Origin of the sequence: Bradyrhizobium erythrophlei, assembly GCF_900129505.1 — a bacterium.
Classification (GTDB): domain Bacteria; phylum Pseudomonadota; class Alphaproteobacteria; order Rhizobiales; family Xanthobacteraceae; genus Bradyrhizobium; species Bradyrhizobium erythrophlei_D.
The window spans coordinates 8,897,602-8,912,858 of record NZ_LT670818.1; the positions used below are offsets into that span (position 1 = coordinate 8,897,602).

The 15,257-nt window shown below is 63.2% G+C and carries 20 protein-coding genes; 10 read left to right on the plus strand and 10 right to left on the minus strand.

Annotated elements, in window-relative coordinates:
• Window positions 1–42 precede the first annotated feature (42 nt).
• Window positions 43–468 carry a hypothetical protein gene (locus B5525_RS42080; protein WP_079572300.1) on the minus strand — a complete coding sequence of 142 codons (426 nt, stop codon included), beginning with the start codon at window positions 466–468 and terminating at the stop codon, window positions 43–45.
• A 150-nt stretch (window positions 469–618) separates the two neighbouring features.
• Here B5525_RS42080 and B5525_RS48135 point away from each other — a divergent pair, with 150 nt between their 5' ends.
• Window positions 619–768 carry a helix-turn-helix domain-containing protein gene (locus tag B5525_RS48135; RefSeq protein ID WP_244567767.1) on the plus strand — a complete coding sequence of 50 codons (150 nt, stop codon included), beginning with the start codon at window positions 619–621 and terminating at the stop codon, window positions 766–768.
• Between the two features lie 240 nt (window positions 769–1,008).
• Here the strand turns inward: B5525_RS48135 and B5525_RS42090 are convergent, their stop codons facing one another.
• On the minus strand, window positions 1,009–2,025 hold the full coding sequence (locus B5525_RS42090; protein WP_079572304.1) for a GlxA family transcriptional regulator: 1,017 nt from the start codon (window positions 2,023–2,025) through the stop codon (window positions 1,009–1,011).
• 64 nt (window positions 2,026–2,089) lie between these two features.
• Between B5525_RS42090 and B5525_RS42095 the strand changes: the two genes are divergently transcribed.
• The 4 genes from B5525_RS42095 (at window position 2,090) to B5525_RS42110 (ending at window position 5,197) form a co-directional block, all read left to right on the plus strand.
• Window positions 2,090–2,803, plus strand: a complete 714-nt coding sequence (locus tag B5525_RS42095; protein WP_079572305.1) for a hypothetical protein — start codon at window positions 2,090–2,092, stop codon at window positions 2,801–2,803.
• Window positions 2,803–4,095, plus strand: a complete 1,293-nt coding sequence (locus tag B5525_RS42100; protein WP_079572307.1) for an MFS transporter — start codon at window positions 2,803–2,805, stop codon at window positions 4,093–4,095. Before B5525_RS42095 ends, B5525_RS42100 begins: the two co-directional genes overlap by 1 nt.
• Before the next feature lie 74 nt (window positions 4,096–4,169).
• Window positions 4,170–4,877 (plus strand): YqcI/YcgG family protein, encoded by a 708-nt coding sequence (locus B5525_RS42105; protein ID WP_244567768.1) that lies wholly within the window; start codon window positions 4,170–4,172, stop codon window positions 4,875–4,877.
• Window positions 4,874–5,197, plus strand: a complete 324-nt coding sequence (locus tag B5525_RS42110) for a cupin domain-containing protein (protein WP_079572311.1) — start codon at window positions 4,874–4,876, stop codon at window positions 5,195–5,197. The genes B5525_RS42105 and B5525_RS42110 overlap by 4 nt, the downstream gene beginning before the upstream one ends.
• Window positions 5,198–5,278: 81 nt before the next feature.
• On the opposite strand, the gene B5525_RS42115 is transcribed toward B5525_RS42110, so the two are convergent.
• On the minus strand, window positions 5,279–5,467 hold the full coding sequence (locus tag B5525_RS42115) for a hypothetical protein (protein WP_079572313.1): 189 nt from the start codon (window positions 5,465–5,467) through the stop codon (window positions 5,279–5,281).
• A gap of 514 nt (window positions 5,468–5,981) precedes the next feature.
• Window positions 5,982–6,284 (minus strand): hypothetical protein, encoded by a 303-nt coding sequence (locus tag B5525_RS42125; RefSeq protein ID WP_154073755.1) that lies wholly within the window; start codon window positions 6,282–6,284, stop codon window positions 5,982–5,984.
• A 103-nt stretch (window positions 6,285–6,387) separates the two neighbouring features.
• Between B5525_RS42125 and B5525_RS42130 the strand changes: the two genes are divergently transcribed.
• On the plus strand, window positions 6,388–6,633 hold the full coding sequence (locus tag B5525_RS42130) for a hypothetical protein (RefSeq protein WP_079572317.1): 246 nt from the start codon (window positions 6,388–6,390) through the stop codon (window positions 6,631–6,633).
• Window positions 6,634–6,760: 127 nt separating this feature from the next.
• Here B5525_RS42130 and B5525_RS42135 read toward each other — a convergent pair whose 3' ends face one another.
• Window positions 6,761–7,012, minus strand: a complete 252-nt coding sequence (locus B5525_RS42135) for a hypothetical protein (protein WP_154073756.1) — start codon at window positions 7,010–7,012, stop codon at window positions 6,761–6,763.
• A gap of 269 nt (window positions 7,013–7,281) precedes the next feature.
• Between B5525_RS42135 and B5525_RS42140 the strand changes: the two genes are divergently transcribed.
• The 3 genes from B5525_RS42140 (at window position 7,282) to B5525_RS42150 (ending at window position 10,516) form a co-directional block, all read left to right on the plus strand.
• Window positions 7,282–8,376: a type III polyketide synthase gene (locus B5525_RS42140; protein WP_244567769.1), complete on the plus strand. Its 1,095-nt coding sequence runs from the start codon at window positions 7,282–7,284 to the stop codon at window positions 8,374–8,376.
• Window positions 8,373–8,885, plus strand: coding sequence for an isoprenylcysteine carboxyl methyltransferase family protein (locus tag B5525_RS42145; protein WP_079572321.1), 513 nt, complete (start codon window positions 8,373–8,375; stop codon window positions 8,883–8,885). The genes B5525_RS42140 and B5525_RS42145 overlap by 4 nt, the downstream gene beginning before the upstream one ends.
• 62 nt (window positions 8,886–8,947) lie before the next feature.
• Window positions 8,948–10,516: a DHA2 family efflux MFS transporter permease subunit gene (locus B5525_RS42150; protein ID WP_079574486.1), complete on the plus strand. Its 1,569-nt coding sequence runs from the start codon at window positions 8,948–8,950 to the stop codon at window positions 10,514–10,516.
• On the opposite strand, the gene B5525_RS42155 is transcribed toward B5525_RS42150, so the two are convergent.
• The 5 genes from B5525_RS42155 to B5525_RS42175 form a co-directional block, all read right to left on the minus strand.
• Window positions 10,458–11,222 carry an SPFH domain-containing protein gene (locus B5525_RS42155; protein ID WP_079572323.1) on the minus strand — a complete coding sequence of 255 codons (765 nt, stop codon included), beginning with the start codon at window positions 11,220–11,222 and terminating at the stop codon, window positions 10,458–10,460. The genes B5525_RS42150 and B5525_RS42155 overlap by 59 nt on opposite strands.
• Before the next feature lie 119 nt (window positions 11,223–11,341).
• Window positions 11,342–12,043 (minus strand): antibiotic biosynthesis monooxygenase family protein, encoded by a 702-nt coding sequence (locus B5525_RS42160; RefSeq protein ID WP_079572325.1) that lies wholly within the window; start codon window positions 12,041–12,043, stop codon window positions 11,342–11,344.
• 21 nt (window positions 12,044–12,064) lie between these two features.
• Window positions 12,065–13,057, minus strand: a complete 993-nt coding sequence (locus tag B5525_RS42165) for an alpha/beta hydrolase (protein ID WP_172900088.1) — start codon at window positions 13,055–13,057, stop codon at window positions 12,065–12,067.
• 167 nt (window positions 13,058–13,224) lie between these two features.
• Window positions 13,225–14,082 (minus strand): alpha/beta fold hydrolase, encoded by an 858-nt coding sequence (locus tag B5525_RS42170; protein ID WP_079574488.1) that lies wholly within the window; start codon window positions 14,080–14,082, stop codon window positions 13,225–13,227.
• A gap of 45 nt (window positions 14,083–14,127) precedes the next feature.
• Window positions 14,128–14,532: a hypothetical protein gene (locus B5525_RS42175; protein WP_079572328.1), complete on the minus strand. Its 405-nt coding sequence runs from the start codon at window positions 14,530–14,532 to the stop codon at window positions 14,128–14,130.
• A gap of 120 nt (window positions 14,533–14,652) precedes the next feature.
• Between B5525_RS42175 and B5525_RS42180 the strand changes: the two genes are divergently transcribed.
• A complete protein-coding gene (locus tag B5525_RS42180) occupies window positions 14,653–15,240 on the plus strand; it encodes a TetR/AcrR family transcriptional regulator (RefSeq protein ID WP_079572331.1) in 588 nt (195 codons plus the stop codon).
• Window positions 15,241–15,257 lie beyond the last annotated feature (17 nt).

The window sequence follows — 15,257 nt, forward strand, 5'->3', positions numbered from 1 at the left end:
CGCGATTGGACGTTAGGGTTGATCGGCCGATCCGGCTGATCGTCATCGGTCGTCGTCGGGATGAACCCAGGGATATGGCGCGATCTTGCGCTCTCTGGTCAGCCGGATCAGGTGCACCGGCGGCGCGTATCCGGGGGTGGTGCAGGAGCGGCATTTGAGCGCCGCTTCCAGCTTCCAGATCGGCGTATCGCGCGGCCGGCGGATGGCATCGAGCGGCAGGCTGGCGCGGCTCTCGCAGCGGTGACACATCACCTCGAGCCAGCCATATCCGCCATTGAGGCATTGCGCGATCGTGGGCGACGGCTGCGCCGGCCCGCCAAAGCCTTCCATCTGCTCCGACCACAACAGGCACTCGGCGGCATCCGCCGCGCGGATGGCTTTTTCGGCCTGTTCGCGCGCATTCTGCGCGTTGATCCTAGCGCCACGGACGCGATCGCCAAAAATCCGTTGTCGGCTGCGGCCTCCCATCGGGCCATTATCGGCGGCGCTTGCGGAGTTGCGCAATCCCACTAGGCATTGAGGCTGGGAACGGTGACGCACCCCCACGGGTTCGGTCAACGGGCCGGACAGCGCGATCGCGCGCGAGAATTGCTGGAGCAATCCGGCGGAGAAGTGTCGGTGACCCAGATTGCGCTCAAATGCGGCTTCCAGAATCCCGGCCATTTCGCCCGGGACTTCCGGCTCGCGTTCGGCGAGCTGCCGTCCGAAATCCTGAGAAAAATTGGCCGGCCGTGCCAAACCCTGAAGTGCGACCGCTCGGCGCGGTGAGAACCTGATGTCTGACGAACGGCACCCGAAACCATCTGACGAAGTGATTCTCACCCATCTCGGTTCGGCTGCCCTGCTCTGCTGGGACGAGTTGCCGTTCAGCGCGCAGACCAGGATCCTGGCACAGATCAACGATATCATTCGGACTTGCGCCAATTCCCGATATTCGCAGCCGGATCGTCAAACTGCTGTCGCGTCGCTCCAGGATGCAGGGCGCCTGCTTTCCGACAGGATTGCCCTTCAGCCCGCAAAGCGGTTTCGGTATTCCGAAGGCGATATTCCGAGGTGGCGCATGAACGCCCGCCGCATCCGTTCGTCGTCGCCGAATCCAGCCCGCCGCGCCACCTCGACCACGCCGCTCATATCGCTGCTTTCAAGCAACAGCCGCGCCGTCTCCACCCGCAGCGCCTCCACGCCCGAGGCCGGCGTCATTCCGGTGCGGCTGGCATAGGCGCGCGCAAAGGTCCGCGGACTCATGCCGGCCTTCGCGGCCAGCGCTTCGACCTTGAGGTCCCCGGTGATGTTCTCGATGATCCAGGCGTGCAGCGCGCTGAAGCGTCCCTCGACGTCGGAGGCCTGCGCCGCCAGCACGGTCGAGAACTGGCTTTGGCCGCCGGGCCGCTTGAGAAACACCACCAGCCGCCGCGCAATGTCGAGCGCGGTGGTATGCCCGAAATCCTCTTCGATCATGGCGAGCGCGAGGTCGATGCCGGCGCTGACGCCGGCCGACGACCATACCCGCCCGTCCTTGACGAAAATCGCATTCGGCTCGACGCGAACGGAGGGAAAGGCATCCGCCAGTCTCGGACAATACCGCCAATGCGTCGCGGCGCGCTTGCCGTCGAGTATTCCGCTCCAGGCCAGCACGAACGCGCCGAGGCACACCGACGCAACCCGCCGCGCCTTCGGCAGGGCCTCGCCAATCCATTTCATCAAGGCCGGGTCCTTGCGCAGCTCCCATATGCCAGGGCCGCCCGGAATAACGAGAGTATCGATCTGGTTCGGCCGGACGCTTGAAATCGGCGCGGTATCGATCATCATCCCGACATCGGTCTGCACGAGGCCGCCCGAGGTCGAGAGGTAAGACAGCGAGTAGCTCGCGCTCGGCAGTTCGATCTCCTGCAACTCCGCGAAAACCTGCGCCGGACCGGAGATATCGAGCAGCGTCACGCCAGGAAAGGCGACGATCGCCACGCGCCTCACGGAGGCTTTTTCGGGCAGATGGGGCCGCCGGGGTTTGGCAGATTTCGAGGGCATATTGTCCTTTAAGCCATTCGAGGCGCGCCTGTATAGATCAGCAGGGAAAGCGGAGTGATTGAACATGTCACCGGAGCTCGACCGCCAGTACGGCACCCTCCAATCGCCTTGGGGTGAATACGCCATCTACAGCTTTCCGGACGCCTCCCTTGTCAGCCCCGGGGAACGGCGTCCCCTGATGGATGCGATGAATGGCATTATCGCCGTCAACTGGAAGGCGACGGAGCCGCATTGGACGGCGGAGGCCTCCCCGTTCGACGGGAAATTCAGCCTGATCCTGGTCTACGCCCGTTCCGGACTGGTCGCCTTTTCAGTCTACCGAAAGCTTCGGCTCGCGGCCGGCCCCGCCATCTACCGGAGCGGCACCGAGGTACTCCCCGCCCATCAGGGCCGTGGCCTGTACGGGTTCTTCACCTCGGAAGTCCTGAAGTCTTCGGGTGCGGCCGATACTCCCGAAAGCGGTATCCTCTACGGGTGGCGGACGCGAAATCCCATCGTCTGGGCGGCCAACGCCAAGATCTGCGCAAGGGTCACGCCGTCTCTGCTCGGCGACACAAAGGACCCCGCATTGCGGGCGGCCTGCGTCGAGATGTGTGCGCTGCTCTACCCCGGCAAATCCCTCGAAACTCCCACCATGATCATGCGCGGCGCCTACGGCCACATCGAGCATCACCGGCAGGCCTATCACGGCACGGCGTCGCTGGTTGATGCGGCGATGTCCCGCCTGATCCCGGACTCGGCGGACGCCCTGTTCTCGGTCGGTTTTGCGAGCGCGTGATGACGATAACGGAACAGCGCACCGGGCTTGCGCCCGCCGTCCGCTCGCCGGATCGCGCTTATCTCGCCTGGACTGCGGTCGCCATTGCCTATGCGATCGCGTTCCTGCAGCGGGTCTCGCCGCAGTCGATCACCGCGAATTTCATGGCGGACTTCTCCACCGACGCCGCCGGTGTTGCGATGCTGGCCTCGAGCTATTTCTGGGGCTACACGCTGATGCAGATTCCGGCGGGCCTTCTGGTTGACCGCTACGGCGTCAAGCGCGTGGTGCTGTTCAGCATGGCGGCGTCGTCGCTGGGAAGTGCGGCGTTTGCGCTGGCGCCAAATCTGCTCGACGTCTTTGCCGCCAGGCTCGTCGTTGCCTGCGGCGATGCGCTGGTGTTCACCGCCCTGTTGAAACTCGTCGCGCTGAGCTTCAAGGACGAACGGTTCGGCATCATGTCGGGCATCTCGCAGGTATCGGGCTATGTCGGCGGCGTGATGGCGACGACACCGCTGGCCGCCGCGGTAAGCGGATTCGGCTGGCGCGCCTGCTTCGTCTTCATCGCCTGCGTCGGCCTCGCCAACCTTGCCTTCGCCTCGCTGGTCCTCAAGCGGGATCCGGCCGCGCACTCTGGCAAGACGTTGCGCGGCGTTCTTGCCGCCAGCGGAAAATCGCTCTCGCATTTGGCGAACTGGGGATGCGCGATGAGCTTTGCGTCCCACTTCGCGGTGGTAACGACGCTGTCGGGCGTCTGGGGAATTCCGATGGTGGCGCATTTCTTCAACATCTCGCCGTCGGCGGCGAGCACCCCGTTGCTCACCTTCATGGTCGGCAACGCGCTCGGCTCGATCTTCCTCGGCCATATGGCGGACCGGGCGGCGGCGCTCGATACCGCGCTGATCCGCATCTGCCTGTTGCGGATGCTGCTGATCGCGATGCTGCTGCCGCCGGTAGCCCACGCGCTGGGCTTCGTCTATGTCACGGTCGTGTTCGCAGTGCTCGGACTTGTCGCCGGCGGCACCGTGCCGCTGGTGCTGAAATGCACCAAGCGGCTTTACACCGCCGAGCTGATCGGCGTCGGCGCGTCGGTCAACACCACCGCAGCCGGAATCTTCGCCGGCGCCTCGCAACCCGTGATCGGGCTCGCCATGGTCGGCGCCAGCCGGCTTTCCGGCAGCGGCGCCGAGCACGGTGCTGCCTCGATCAGCGATGCGGGCTTTGCGACCCTTATCGGAATTCTGCTCGTGATGTCGCTGCCGGGCATTGCCGGCCCGTGGTTGATGAAGAGCAAATTGATAGTCCGTAAGTAGCGTTAATGCGAGTGAGAGGGAACAGAATGTCGCGCTTGTATTTGAGGAAAGGCGAAGTCGGTTCGAATTACGCAGTGAGTTCGTGGCAAAGCGTATTATTCTCCGAATTCGAAGCGCAGATGTGCAGCGATGCGAGGCCCTTTCCCTGCATCTTCGGCGTGACGGGCTACCGGCTCGATCAGTTGCGCTATCTGTTTCTCGATCCCTTCGAAGTCGAAATTCTCGGCGACCAGCTCGCGCAATTCGTCGCCGAATCCCGCTCGCACGGACCCAACACGTCGCTTGTCGTGTTTACCCGGCCGCGGCCGGTGCAGACGCTGGATGCCTATTACAGGAAGTTCTGGCTCATGCTCGACCAGCTGGCGCGGCTCGACAAGAGCCCCTGGCCCGAGGCGATCCCGGAACAGATCGATCATCCGATGTGGGAGTTTTCGTTCGCGGGCGAACCGATGTTCGTCGTGTGCAGCACGCCCGCGCATGTGATGCGGCAAAGCCGCCGCTCCAGTTCCTTCATGCTGACGTTCCAGCCGCGATGGGTGTTCGAAAAGATCCTCGGCACGGAAAAAGCCGCAGCGGCGGCGTTCGCCGAAGTGCGCAAGCGCCTCATCCCCTACGACTCCACCGCCCCCTCGCCGCTGCTCGGCCGCTACGGCGCGCGGGACGGCCGCGAGTACCAGCAATATTTCCTGCACGATGACAATCAGGCGGAGAGCGGCTGTCCGTTCGCCAAGCTCGCGCAGGCCAAGACCCCAAAAATCGACGACAGGGAGCAAGCGGCATGACCGAGATCATCGCCGGCACCAGAGCCGAATTTGCCATCGACCCCGCCATCCTGGAACTGCTTCCGGACCAGGGTTGCGTCGAATTGCAGCGTGACGCCCCGGGCAAGGTGCATCATTTCCACACTCACCCCGTGGACGAGATCCTGGTGATCATCAAGGGCGCGCTGAAGTTCTGGTGCGAGGATGGAATGCGGATCGTCGGTCCGGGCGACATCATCAAGCTGCCGGCCGGCACGCTTCACCAATCCGAGGCGCTGGAGGGCGGCGCCATCTACGCGATTGCGATGCGCCCGCCTGCCGCCGGTTCGACCAGCAATTGAAACAGGGAGTGCGTGGCGCCGCTGGAACGAAATTGTCAGGACAATGGGTGGTCAAGACAAGAATGGTCAGGACAGGGATGGTCAGGACAGAGGGCGGTCGGGGGAGGCTTGCGCGTCGATCGCGAGACGTTCGACCGTTTCGATGACTTCGGACCGCTGCGCCGGTGCAAGCTTGAGGAAAGCTTTCAACAGCCGCAGGCTTTCAACAGTTTCGCTCGATGGAGCTCCGAGCCTCTTGTGCAGCTCTGCAACAAATGTGGGATTCTTCATCTCGCACCTTCGATAGGGAACGGTAATGGCATTTCTAGGCAGACGTGAGGGCTTGGCCCAAAAGGTCGATACGGCAGCGATAGAGGCTGAGCGTCTCGGCCTGACGACGGCTACTTTGATACTTCGAATGGCACGCCTGGAAATTGACCGGGCCGAACCCGACGAGGTTGAAAGTATGCCAAGGAACAACTGCGTCGGCAAGCCTAACTGACAGGCTGAAATGCGCCTCGACTGGTCAAATGGCGCCAAAGCGCCCTGATGTGACAGGTTTTCACCGCGCCCGGTCCCCAAAATGGGCACCACGACTGGCTCGTGCGGGGGGCGGTTTGCTTCCGGCGCAACCACGCCGGCTCCCGCCGCGGGCACTGGCAGCGCCGATCGTCGACGTGTCGCAGATCAATGCCTCCAACTGATAAGCCAGGGCAAATTCGGCAACGCAAGACCGAGAATTTCAACCGGGTAGACTAAGCCCCACGTCCCGAACCGCGGCATGTTGCGAGGCTTTCGCAGCGTTTCACCGCTTCACGTTATTGGTGCGGTGAACTTGCAGGGCGCGCGCCTTGTCTCGCGGCTGCTCCTGTCCCTTCTCGTCGTCGCGCACGATTCCCTGATCGGGACCGTGCGGCCGCTTGGGCTCCGGCTTCGGCATGCCCTTCTGGCCGCCGTGTTTGCCACCTTGATCCTGCACACCTTCCAGATCGTTCTCCCGTGGCATCGTGGTCAGATCCTGTTCTGAGCGGCTCGAACCTCTCCAGCGGCTTTCCCGGTCGCTAACGCGGTCCGCGGCAGCCGGGTTCCATCGGATCAACCGCGCCAACGCGTTCGCCGGGAACGCTCGAAAGTGAACGCCCGATCTGGAACCGAACCCACCGGCTCCCGGTTTGACTCCCGCATCATTTTTCCAAGCAGGAGATATCCTCATGCGTTCCAAGCTTGCACTATCGGCTCTCGTGATCGCCTCGCTGCTCGGCGCGACAACGGTAGCCTCGGCACAAACCCAACCCGCTCCCGGCGCGTCCGAAGTCGGACCCGGCACCACCGCACCCCACATGAAATCCGGCAAGATGTCGAAGAGCAGCAAGATGAAATCCGGCACCACCACCGGAATGAGTTCCAGCACCCACAAGAGCCACAAGGCTGACCAGAACAAGGCCGACCAGAAATAGCGCACGATGGCATTATAGGGCGGAGGCATCGTAGGGCGGAGGCGTCCTTCAAACAAAAGGACCGCGCAAACAAAAGGACCCCGGTGCGAACCGGGGTCCTTTTGCCATGCCGATCACCGGGCGGCGATCAATGCATGTGGTGGCGATGATGGTGGTGCGGGTGATGCCACTGTGCGTGGCCCATATAGGCGTAGTCGTTGCGCCAGCCCCCGGCGGGGACGCCGGTATAGGGATTGCCGGGCCCCAGATTCTGGCAATTTGCGTTCGGATAGAAATTCTCGCAATAAGCCGGGTTGTCGATCACTGCCTGTGCGTTCACGGGCGTGGCCAGTGCGCTTGCCGCGATGACCGCAGCGCCCAACAACAATACAGATCTCATGTTAGCTCTCCTTGAATTGCACCCTCCGGGAATGTGGTGTCGGGACTTGAGCTTCGCGAATTATGCTTTTGCAATGTTGCGCCGATCGACAGCGGATGCGACGGGACCCCGCGAATCGCAATATCGAAATTGGAATATTTGCTGCGCGCCGGGTCGAGGCCGGCCTCACATTTTAGTGACCTTTTCGACCAAATGATTCTTCTTCAGGCCTGAAATAAACCATCCCCGTCGCTGTTTCTATCATGACGAAGGGCAGGAGAGTTCTCGCGATGTCAGAGGCTGCGATGTCCAAGGCCGCCATGTCCAAGGCTGCCGTGGTCAAGGCTGCCGTGGTCTCCCTGGCGACATCGGTGCCCCCACACGTGTTGTTGCAGAAGGATGTCCTGGCCGCGGCGTGGGACGTCTTCCAAGACCGCTTTCCCGAATTCGAACGCTTCTCCAGCATTTTTTCCAACACCGGCATCATCAAGCGCCACGCCGTAAAGCCGTTCGACTGGTATCTCGAACCGCGCGGCTGGCCGCAACGCACGGCGGCGTTTCTCGAAGGCGCCGAGGCGCTGTTCGTCGAGGTCGCCGAAAAAGCGCTGGCAAGCGCGCACCTCACCGGCCTCGACATCGACACCGCCGTCACCGTCACCTCCACCGGGATCGCCACGCCGAGCCTGGAGGCGCGGGTTGCCCGCCGCATGGGCTTCCGATCCGACATTTCGCGCGTGCCGGTGTTCGGGCTCGGCTGCGCCGGCGGAGCCTCGGGGCTGTCGATCGCTTCGCGCCTCGCCCAGGCGCGGCCGGGCAGCAACGTGCTGCTGGTGACGATCGAGCTCTGCTCGCTGGCGCTTCGCCACGACGAACTCACCAAAGCCAACATTGTCGCCGTCAGCCTGTTCGGCGACGGCGCCGCCGCGGTCGTGCTGCGTGCGGGCGACGGCGGCGCGACGCAGATCGAAAACGCCGGCGAACATCTTTGGCCGGATACGCTCGGTATCATGGGCTGGAGCGTCGATCCGGAGGGCTTCGGCGTGATCTTCCGCCGCACCATTCCCGATTTCGTGCGCGCGCATCTCAATCCCGCGATCGTGCAGATTTTGGCGAACATGCAGCTGACGACGGCTGATATCGGCCGGTTCATCTGCCATCCCGGCGGCGCCAAGGTCGTCAATGCGCTGGAAACCGCGCTCGCGCTCGATCAGGGCACGCTCGACTGCGAACGCCAGGTGATCGCCGACTACGGCAACATGTCGTCGCCAACCATCCTGTTCGTGCTCGAACAAGCCGCCGCAAAGGGGCTGCCGGCGCGCTCGCTGTTGACGGCGCTCGGCCCCGGATTCACCGCGAGCTGCGTCGCGCTGCGGCACGCCGCGTGACCTCTGCCGAATTCATTCTCGCCTTGGTCACGCTGCAGCGCGCCGCCGAACTCGTCGTCTCCAGCCGCAACACCAGCCAACTCAGGGCACGCGGCGCATTCGAGGTGGCGCCGCGGCATTATCCTTTTGTTGTCGCGGTGCATGCGGCCTGGCTGATATCGCTCTGGTTATTCGGACGCGATCAACCGCTAAACGCCGTTGCCTTGCTCCTTTATATCGCGCTGCAAGGCCTTCGCCTCTGGGTGATGTGGACGCTCGGCGCGCGCTGGACGACGCGGATCATCATTCTGCCGGGAGAACCGCTCGTCGCGGCTGGCCCGTACCGGCTTCTGCCGCATCCCAATTACGCCGTGGTGGCCAGCGAGATCGCGATCCTTCCGCTGGCGCTCGGCCTTCCCTGGCTGGCCGCACTCTTCACCGTCCTCAACGCCACGGTTCTCTTCATTCGCATCCGCGCCGAGAACCGGGCGCTGGCGGCGTCGCGGACAATGCTTGCGCGTGGCGCCTGATGAGCGGGCGGGTGACGAAGACGCTTGATGCCAGCCCTGCCACCTGGCTGGGATTCGCCCTGATGTGCCTCGGCATGTTCATGGCGATCCTCGACATTCAGGTGGTCGCGACCTCGCTGCCGACGATCCAGGACGCGCTGGCGATCTCGCGGGAGGCGATGAGCTGGATCCAGACCGCGTATCTGATCGCCGAGATCATCGCCATTCCGCTCACGGGGTGGCTGACGCGCGTGCTGACCTTGCGATGGCTGTTCGTGACGGCGATCGTCCTCTTCACCGCCGCCTCGATCGGCTGTGCGCTGTCGGGCGATTTCGCTGTCTTGGTCGGCTTCCGCGTGCTGCAGGGCTTTGCCGGCGGCACATTGATTCCGGCGGTGTTTTCCGCGGTGTTCCTGCTGTTTCCGGTCCGGCAGCATCCATTGGCGACCACGATGGCCGGCATCATGGCGGTGCTGGCGCCGACGGTCGGGCCCGTGGTCGGCGGCTGGATCACCGGCACCTGGTCCTGGCACTGGTTGTTCCTGATCAATGTCGCTCCCGGAATCATTGCGGCCGTCGCCAGCCCTCTGCTGCTGCCGCGCGCGCAACCTCGCCCCGGCGACCTCTTGACGCTCGACGGTATCTCGCTTGCACTCATCGCGACTGCGCTTGCGAGCTTTGAGATCGGATTGAAACAGGCTCCGCAGGACGGCTGGCTCTCCACGCGGTGCGCCCCGTTGTTTGCGTTGAGCGCCGCGGCGACAATCATCTTCGCGATCCGAACGCTGAGAGCGGCGCGTCCCCTGGTCGATCTGTCGACATTCCAGACGCGCTCGTTTGCGATCGGCTGCGCCCTGAGCTTTTGTCTCGGGATCGGCCTGTTCGGCTCGGTCTATTTGATGCCGGTCTTCCTCGCTTATGTCAGGCACCACGATGCCTTCGAGATCGGCACCATCATGCTCGTTACCGGCGTGGCGCAGCTTCTGGCCGCCCCGCTTGCCGGCAGCCTGGAAAGCCGGTTCGATCCGCGCTGGTTGTCGGCTCTCGGCTTCGCCCTGTTCGCGCTTGGCCTGGGTTGCAGCTCGCTGCAGAGCCGCGTCGCCGATTTCGACGAGATGTTCTGGCCGCAGGTGCTGCGCGGCGCAGCGATCATGTTCTGCCTGCTGCCACCGACGCGGCTGGCGCTGGGCGCGCTCGCTGAAGCGGCGGTGCCCGACGCCAGCGGCCTATTCAACCTGATGCGAAACCTCGGCGGCGCGATCGGCATCGCGCTGATCGACACCGTTCTCTACGGCCGCACCGTTGGACACGCCGAAGCGCTGCGCGACCGGCTGATCGCGGGCGACGTCACGGCGGCGCGGGCGATCGGACTCGACCTGAATCTGTTCCTGCATCGGCCGCCGGATGTGTCGGACGCCACCGTCGAAGCCTATGTCGGCCCCTTGGTCGAAAGAGCGGCGTTCGCCCTGAGCGCCAACGAAGCCTGGGCCCTGCTCGCTTCCGCGGCCCTGCTCGGCCTGCTGCTGATTCCGTTCGCGGGCCCGCCGCCGAAGCGGGTGGGAGTGGAAGCTGACGAACGGTTCCAGGAGCCGGTTATTTCGACGCCGAATCCTTCGACAATAGCGCGATCGCCTCCTGCACCGTCGTCATGAATTGCGCCGGGAAGATGATGGTGGAATTCTTCTCGACCGCGATCTCCGCCATCGTCTGAAGGGTGCGCAGCTGCAGCGCCACCGGGTGCTGCGTGATGATGTCGGCCGCCTGGCCGAGTTTCACCGCCGCCTGGTATTCGCCTTCGGCGGCGACGATCTTGGCGCGGCGCTCGCGCTCGGCCTCGGCCTCCTTGGCCATCGCCCGCTGCATGTTGTCCGGCAGTGTGATGTCCTTGATCTCGACCGCCGTGACCTGGGTACCCCACGGCTCGGTGTGCAGGTCGATGACGTTCTTGATCTGGTCGTTGATACTGGCGGTGTCCGACAACAGTTGATCGAGACTGAAGCGGCCGACCACGTTGCGCACCGTGGTCTGGCTGATCTGGTTGATCGCGTTGTAGACGTTCTCGATGGCGATCACGGCCTTTTCCGGATCGCTGATGTGGTAATAGGCGACCGCGGCGATATCGATCGAGACGTTGTCCTTGGTGATGATCTTCTGCGAGGGGATCTGCATGGTGACGGTGCGCAGGGACACCCGCGTCATCTGCTGGATTGGAGCGAAGATCAGCGTCAGGCCGGGGCCACGCACGCCGGCAAACTTGCCGAGCAGGAACACCACGCCGCGCTCGTATTGCTTGAGCACGCGCAGCGAAACCGCGCCATAGATGACAAGCAGTATGACGAGAATGAAGATAGCTTCCATGGCGCCCTCACCGCTTGCTTCGCCGGAGACTAGCACTTCGCGGTCGGGTCGCCAGTGTTGAATACGAAGCTAGCTGCCGTCACCAAGCATCGCCGCGGGGCGCGACGGGTCTCAATGCATCAATGCGCGGGCTCCGGGTGTTTGGTCTCGCCGCCCTTGACGTCTGCATAGAACTGCGGCGCCTCGCGGCGGTCGAACCGCCCGTAGTCGCGCACGACCCGAATCCTGCGGTGCCGCAGTTTTTCGATGTCGTCCATTTTTCGCGGGGACCACGCATTGCCGGCCTTCGAGTCCTGCCACGACACCAATAGCGCCAGCTTTCCCGGATTATAGATGCTCGCGAACACGTCATGCTCGACCACCGCGCCGCCTGTCAGATCGACGCCGAGGTGAGCCGGCAACAGATCGGGTTGCGCCGCGAAAGCCGCGCCTTTCTCCGGGGTGATCTCGGTGAATGTCACAAGCTTCGCGGCGCCCACTTCGGTTTCATCGAAACGCCGTTCGAGGATGGGCGCTTGCCTGGGCGGAGCGGTATCGAAGGTGACATCGCCGACCCTCAGATGGTAGTCGGCGAAAATCTCGAACCTGCCCTTGCCCTGGATGACGTGGTGTTCGCCCTGGGTACGCCAGCGCACCACCGATTTCTCGTCGCGCCAGGTGGAATGCGACAACACCCATCCCGGCCTGCGCCTGCTTTCAAAGCGCTCATTGTCGACGAAACCGTCGATCGTCTCCAGAATCGGCTTCAGGTGTTTGGCGAGATCGAGGTACTCGTCCTTGCGGCCCCCGACTGGCAGAACTTCGAAGATCACGGAAAACATCGGTTTTTCCTTTTCGCTGTTTCAGGCTGGCGCCGGCGAGGCATCGCCGCCGAGCAGGAAATTGATGCTTTCCTGCCAAAGCGCCGGCCGCATCGCTTCCAGATGCAACAAATGTGTGCCGCGGCCAATCTTGATGTCGCGCTTTTCCGGCGATTGGGTGAAGGCATCGAACAACCATTTCGCGTCGTCGTCGAGCATCAGCCCGTCCCACTCGCCGCGGATGATGGCGACCGGCGCGCGGACCAGCGCCGGATCGTACGCCAGATGGCCGTGCCACGCCTTGATGATCTCGCTGAACGGTCCGAGCGGAGTCTTGACGCCGGCGGGATCGCGCGAGCGGCTCTGCGGATCGCTGTCGAGATAACGCTCCGCCCATTCCTCGAAATGAGCCCGCGACAGAACCGGCGACACCCGGGCGGGAACATCTTCCACAAAGCGGTTCCACTGATCCTGCGCCGTCACGATCCGCCATGCGGGAAACGAAGCCGGAGCCTCATAGCGCCGCGGTCCGCGGCGTCCGATCGGCGCAAACAGCACCCAGCGGTCGATCAGTGCGGAATACTTGCCGGCGAACAGGCCCGCAGGCATCGAGCCCCATGAATGGGAGATCAGCGATAGCTGCTCGAGGTCCTGGTGCGCCAGGATGAATCGAATGGCGGCTTCCAACTGCAGGGCTGCATCCTCCGCGACGCACAGCGCGGGATTGACCGCCGCGGGCTGGTCCATTTCCGGATAGCGGTCGGAATGACCGAAGCCATAGAAATCAAGCCCCCAGACGTCGAAGCCGGCTTCGTCCAGCGCATCGCGCCACGACTTGCCGTCAAAGCGATGGGCGATCGACAGCGCGGACGGGAATGTCGCACCATGCACATAGAGCACCGAGCGGCGCCGCCGAAACCGGGTTTTCTCCGCTGGCAGGAACCGCAGGAATAGCGAGAGTCCGTCCCGCGGTCCGGGAATGCGGAAATGCTGCTCGCGGCCATCGAGCCGCGGCGCGACGGAAAAATCAGTCATCGAACCATCCATGGCAAGGCTTCCAGTTGCAGCTGGTGTGTCCAGCCTTCAACTCGAAGCAATGCCATGTGTTTCCACCGATCGATTCGATCGCGGTCGAAGTAATTTAATTGCGGGACGCGTGGAGACGGCCGTCAACGGCATCCCACGCGTAGCACCGCCCTTATCTATTGCCAGAAATCTCGCAGCGCGCTCGCGAGTTCAGCCGGCCGGTCCCACGGAAGAAATAATTTCGCACCCTCGAGTTCGACGACTTTGCGCGCTCCCGGGATGGCGCCGCGCAGCCAATAGGCCCATTTCACCGGAAAGAAGGCATCGGCGGTGCCCCACACGATCAGCGTTGGCGCCTCCAGCTTGCGAAGCAATGGCTCGACCGCCACAGTCTGCCTGTTATCGAAGGAAGCAATGAATCGCTCGAGGTTACGCGTCGACGCTGGCGATTTGAACAGAGGCTCGAGCCAGGTCCTGAAATCCTCTGACGATAGTTGCTCCGGACATTCGAAGCCGGGGCCAAAGCTAGCTCTGGCAAAGGCGACGTCATCGAGCATGCGGCGTCCGATCGCGCCAAGGCCACCGTCCTTCGCCAGCCTGTGCAAGGGCTCGGCCTGCTTCGGCGGCCAGTTATCGTGGGTATCGCAGTCGGTCAGCGCAAGGCTCCCGATGAACTCCGGGTGACGTGCCGCGAAGATCTGGGCAATTCCCCCGCCGCTGTCATTGGCGACGACGTCCACCTTTTCGAACTTCATGGCCGTGCAGAACGCGGCGAGCATGCCCGCCTGAGCATCGAACGACAGGTCCTGGTCGCTGCCCGCGCCGGTCGCGCCATGCGCGAGAATATCGATCGCGATGCATCGCCTGACATCGGCAAGCCGCTCGATCAGCCTGTCCCAGAGATGGCCATTGAGGAGAACGCCGTGAACGAGGATCGCAGGGGGCCCTGATCCGGCCTCCCGGTAGGCGATATTTCCGAACTCGGTCGCAACATATTTGTATTCATCTGGCGAAGACGGTTGTTTTGTCGGCATTTCCATGTGTCCTTGCTGTGGTTCGTCGGATGCGAGAGCGTGCCCTTATCCCTTGGCTGGATTGTCGAGAGCCAACGATGCGATCGCCAAAGCGAGAACGATCGCGTCGACGGCGTAGAGCGCCAGGATGGTGGGACCGTAACCGGTCACCCCTCCATGGAGCGCAAGGCTGACCAGGCGGCCCGCGAGCAGGCCGCCAAACACCGCGCCCATTACGACGAACGACGCCTGTCGCGAGATCAGACCGAAAAGAGAGGCCGTGCAGACCAGTGCGACCGCCAGGAAGAAGCCTGAACATTGCGCCCTGACTTCGTTGATGCCGCCGGCGTTGACGATCGCGAGACCCAGTTTCGCGGCAAAGCCTTCCGGCGCGGTGCCGCTCCGCCATGCCGTCAGCAGGCAAAACAACACGTTGATCATCAGAGCGATGGTGCCAAAAACCTGCGGCATGGCCGAAACCTTTCAGACCCGCGGCTTATGAAATAGGATGGCCCGGTGGAGAGCCGACGGGTTACATAATACAATTATGCAAGATATTTTACTTATGTCAAGCGGGCTGGAAATGAGAATATGGTGAAATCGCGCAGGGAACAGAATCTTGAAGCGACCCGCGCGGCATTGATGGCCGTGGCCCGCAAGCATTTCGCCCGCGACGGCTATTCCGATGCGGAGATCGCCAAGATCGCCGCGGACGCGCGGGTCACGACCGGTGCGGTCTATCACCACTTCGCCAACAAGAAGGGACTGTTCGTCGCGGTGGCCGAGGATCTGGAAACCGAGATCCTGGCTACCGCCGCTTCCGTCGGATCGGATGATCCCTGGCAACGGCTCAAGCTGGGCTTTGAAAAGCTGATCGACCTCTGCGCCTCGCCAGCAGTGCAACGCATCATATTCGTGGAAGCGCCCCAGGTTGTCGGACCTGACGCCTGGCGGAAGATCGAACTCCGCTACGCGTTCGGAACGCTACGCACCGTGCTTGCCGCGATGCGCGACGCCAAGATCATCAAGCCTTACCCTATCGACCTTGTCGCGCGGACGTTGCTGGCGTTGCTGCACGAGACCTCGGCCGAAGTGGCGCGCTCGAAACACGATCCGAAGATACGCGCAGAGGTCAGCGATCTCGTGACAGGCGTGTTGGACGCTTTTCTCGTACGCTGATCTTACCGCCTGCTCAC